The 4,398-nt window shown below is 68.6% G+C and carries 3 protein-coding genes and 2 pseudogenes; 4 read left to right on the forward strand and 1 reads right to left on the reverse strand.

Features of this window, described 5'->3' with window-relative positions; translation table 11 throughout:
- The coding region (locus P1P70_RS41310; RefSeq protein ID WP_319247141.1) for a hypothetical protein at positions 1 to 278 on the forward strand (278 nt) is incomplete at its 5' end.
- Between the two features lie 24 nt (positions 279 to 302).
- Here P1P70_RS41310 and P1P70_RS41315 read toward each other — a convergent pair.
- Positions 303 to 1,130, reverse strand: a complete 828-nt coding sequence (locus P1P70_RS41315) for a hypothetical protein (RefSeq protein ID WP_319247143.1) — start codon at positions 1,128 to 1,130, stop codon at positions 303 to 305.
- 116 nt (positions 1,131 to 1,246) lie between these two features.
- On the opposite strand from P1P70_RS41315, the gene P1P70_RS41320 reads away from it, so the two are divergent.
- From P1P70_RS41320 to P1P70_RS41330, 3 genes and pseudogenes are all read left to right on the forward strand, one after another.
- Positions 1,247 to 3,301: an ATP-binding protein gene (locus P1P70_RS41320; RefSeq protein ID WP_319247145.1), complete on the forward strand. Its 2,055-nt coding sequence runs from the start codon at positions 1,247 to 1,249 to the stop codon at positions 3,299 to 3,301.
- 81 nt (positions 3,302 to 3,382) lie between these two features.
- Positions 3,383 to 3,710: pseudogene (locus P1P70_RS41325) on the forward strand (ATP-binding protein); the annotation flags it as partial.
- 213 nt (positions 3,711 to 3,923) lie between these two features.
- Positions 3,924 to 4,398: pseudogene (locus P1P70_RS41330) on the forward strand (helix-turn-helix domain-containing protein); the annotation flags it as partial.

Raw genomic sequence — 4,398 nt, forward strand, 5'->3', positions numbered from 1 at the left:
TTTTTTTCTGGCAGTGGACGGCATACCGGTTCTCGGCCTGTCTCGGTGGCGCGGATATGTGTATAAGAGTCAGGATCACGGACCTCGCGGAACTGGCCCCCGACTGCCACGCCTGGCCCCGCCCCTTCACCACGGACCCCGTCCGCTATGCCATCGGCCTGGGTGGGACCCCGCCGACCGCCGCCGCGCTGACCGCCGTGGCGGAACGCAGGCTGCGCGGTCTGGCGGGGGTCACGCTGACGCGGGCGGAGGGGGGCGAGGTCCCGACGCTCCGCTGAACACCCCGGCGGCGAGTCGGAGGGTCAGCGCACGTCGACGTAGGCGGCCGGGCTGGTGGCGGTGCCGGTCGTGGTGTTGCCGTAGTACACCCAGCGGTAGAAGCCGTCGGCGGAGGCGTTGACCGTGGTCTTCAGGCCGCCGGTGCTGCTGGTGGTGACCTTCTTGACCGTCTTGAACGAGGTGGCGTCCGAGGCGCGGTACTGGAGGCTGACCGTACGGCCGCTGTAGCCGCCGTACTTCTTGGTGCTCCAGTTCGCCCGGGTCAGCTTGCCCATGACGGTGATCTTCTTCCCCTCGGTGACCGTCTCCGGCGTGGCACCGACGGTCGCCCTGGCCACGCGCTTGAGCTGCACGGTCTTGGACCGGGTCTCGTACTCCTCGGTCTTGAGACCGCCGTTGGACTTCCACAGGCGCAGTGCGACGGCGACCTTCCAGGTCGTGGCGGCGGCGTTGGTGTTGACCTGCTTCCGGCTCGGGTGCGGGTCGATGTGGAACTCACCCTCGCAGCGGGCGTGCTTCGCGTCGACCTCGAAGCAGGTGTAGATCCCGGGGCCTATGTAGCCGTCGCCGGTGTCGACGGCCGTCTTCAGCTTGCCGCGGTAGATGAAGGGGTGCGCGGTGTAGCCGGAGGGCTTCGCGGTGCTCTGCCCGGCCGGCAGGGCGATGTTGAAGGAGATCGGAGGCGCCACCTCCTTCGACGTACCCACCACGATCGGCTTGCCCTTGTTGATGACGATGTCCGACACGGTGATACCGGTGTCCGCCGCGTTCGCCGCCGGCGCGTTCAGCACCGAGAGCCCGAGCGCCCCCACGAGCGTGGCCACCGCGACGGACCGTCTGCCTGACTTCATTCACACCTCTTCGCATGGATGTCCTGATACGGAGGCGGCAGAGTACCAAGAGTGATCTCGCGGCGATTTCACACGTCAAACCCACCGGAGAGGGCAGACTTTGCCCTCGATCAGGGATGCATGACAGAACCGGAGAAACCGACGTCATGGTGAAGGTGCGGCTGGAGACCAGCCGGGAGCACGTCGCGGAGCTGGCGCGGCTGCGCGATCCGATCGGCGCGGTCGAGGAGCTGATCTGGAACGCCGTCGACGCCGACGCCGGACAGGTGGTCGTCTCGCTGGAGCGCAACGACCTGGGCGGTGTGGACCGGGTCCGCGTCCAGGACGACGGCAGCGGGATGTCTGCCGAGCACTGCGAGGAGTACTTCCGGCCGATCGGTGCCTCCTGGAAGAAGCGCGCGCAGGGCAGCCCCGTCAAGAAGCGTGCCCTGCACGGCAAGAACGGGCGCGGCCTGGTGCGTGCCTTCGCCCTCGGTACCCAGGTGCGCTGGACCAGCGTCAGCGACACGCTCGAGGGCAGGCAGCAGCTGGTGATAGAGGCGGACCAGCGCTCGATGGACGAGTTCGACATCGGCGACCCGGAGCCCACCACCGACCCCAACGGCACGCTGTTCGAGGCGTTCGGCGGGGACGAGCAGCTGGACATCCTGGCCGACGAGCGGGCCCGGTCATCGCTCACCACCGCGTTCGCCACGTACCTGGAGAAGTACCCGGACGTCCGGATCGAGTACGACGGCCACGACCTCGACCCCGCCGCCGAACAGGCGCATGTACGCGACTACGTCTTGCCCTCCCCCGCCGGCTGGAGCGGCGACCCTGCACGTCTCAAGGTAGTCGAGTGGCGCAGGCCCGTCACCCGCGCGCTCTTCCTCTGCGACGGCGAAGGCATGTCACAGGCACAGCTCAAGCCAGGCATCCAGGCCCCGGGCTTCGAGTTCACGGCACATCTCAGCTGGTCCGGCTTCGACGACGTCGATTCCGGGGACCTCGCCTTCACCGACTGGGCGGCGCATGGGCCGCTCACCGAGGTGCTCACGGCTGCCCGCGACCAGCTCAAGGCTCACTTTCGCGCGCGCGTGGACGAACGACGGCGGGAACAGGTCACGGAATGGCGCCGGGAGGGCATCTACCCGTACGAGGGGCAACCTGCGGGCGCGCGCGAACGCACTGAACGCGAGACGTTCGACGCCGTGGCTACGACCGTCTTCCGTCACCTGCCCAAGTCCACCGGGACGCGCAGGACGACGTTCGCCCTGCTTCGGTCCGTGCTCGCACACGAGCCCTCGGACGTGCTGCGGATCGCCGAGGAACTGTTCAACCTCTCCAAGCAGGAACGGGAGCAGCTCAACCGACTTCTCGACCGCACTCCCTTGTCGGCCCTGGTCAAGGCCTCGACGGCCGCGACGAGCCGCCTGGACTTCCTGGCGGCGCTGGAGCACCTCGTCTTCGACCCCGAAGCCAAGAACCGCGTGAAGGAACGCTCCGAACTCCACCGAATCCTGGAGAACGAGTGCTGGGTCTTCGGTGAGGAGTACGGCCTGCATGTGAGCGATCGAAGCCTCACCGAGGTCCTGCGACAGCACTGCCACCTGCTCGGCCGCGAGGACCCCGCGGGCCCTCAGGTCCTACGGCCCGACGGGCGCCGCGGAATCATCGACCTCATGCTGTCGCGCGCGTCCCGTCACCGACACGACGAGCGGCACCATCTGGTGATCGAGTTGAAGCGCCCCGGACTCGTATTGGGATCAGCCGAGTTCGAGCAGCTCAGCAGCTACGCGCAAGCCGTCCGCAAGGACGACCGATTCCGGGACACCCGTACGACGTGGGACTTCTGGCTGGTCGGCAACGACATGACCGACACGCTCCGCGAGCTGTCCCACCAACCCCACAATCCCCCCGGTTGCGCCCTCAACCAGCCGACGTACCGGATCTGGGTACGCACCTGGGGTGAACTGGTCCAGGACTGCGAGACCCGGCTCCGCTTCTACGGCGAGCAGCTGGAGTACCAGTCCTCCACCGAACACGCGATGGACTACCTGGTCCGCAACCACGGTGACACGGTGGCGGAACTGGTCGCCGACGGGACGGTTCCCCCACCCCGCCGGGACGGTCAGCCCCCGGCCGCGTACGCCACGAAGTCCGCCCAGGCGGACGCTGTGAGCGCGAGCTGAAGGAGGCGCGTCCTCATCATTTGAAGCACGACGTTGTGCAAGCGCCCCACCTCCAGCAGACGTTCCACTGCTGACGCCAACCTCGCCGAGCCGGCGGCCAACGCCGCGACGCACGAACGCGTACCGGGCCGGGACTTCGACCCATGCTCTACGTGATCGGCCGCGCTCTCCGTATCGAGGTCACGGACACCCGCAGTGAACGACTGCCCCGCGCCCAACGCACCGCCCCGAGGCCGAGTCCGAGTCCGGCCGGGGCCTCCTCCTCGTCGAAGCCCCCTCCGACCGTTGGGGAACCACTCCCGGGCGCCCGCCGCGCTAGACCGTCTGAGCCGAAGTCACCCTTCCACCGGCACCCAAAAATCCACGCTCCGGTGCCACGGGCTGTCACCACCAAAGAACTCAAGGGTGAAAGAACCCCGCCAAACCCCACCCCTCCTCCCGCTCAGCGGGCCGCCTCACCCTCGCGGGTGAACATCGCCCACTTGGCTGGATTCGGGAGCGGTCACCTGACCTACGCTCGGCGCAGCACGACACCGCACAACAACCGCAGACATACGACGGCCCCCGCCGGGACGGCAATCCCAGTGCGAGGGCCTGACCACCAAGGAAGCAGCCCTTCCCGATGGATACGCAGAACCCTAGCGCGCCCTCGCGCGCCCGTGCCCGGCTTGCCGACAACAAGCACCCGAAACGGCAGAGCCCGTACGGCGGCGGCCTGACCCACGACCACACCCGCCACACCACCCGTTTCACGGTGATCGGCAACCACCTCGCCCAGCACCCCGAGCTGTCCCTCGTCGCGATCGGGCTGGCCGCGCACATCCAGTCGCTCCCCAAGGGCGCCCGCGTCGACATCAGGACGCTCGCCGGCCGCTTCCAGGAGGGCACGACCCGTATCGCCGCCGCCCTGCGCGAGCTGGAGACCCACGGCTATCTGCGCCGCGAACGCGAACGCGTCCCCGGCGGCCGGATCATCACCCGCACGATCTCCTGCAACCAGCCCGGCCGCGGCAAGGAGCAGGCCGAGGACGAGCCCGCACGCCGGGCGCACACGCCCCGGCAGAAGAAGGCCCCCCGCAAGCCCCTCCCCGCCGTCC

The organism is Streptomyces sp. MB09-02B, assembly GCF_033794485.1.
Lineage (GTDB): Bacteria > Actinomycetota > Actinomycetes > Streptomycetales > Streptomycetaceae > Streptomyces.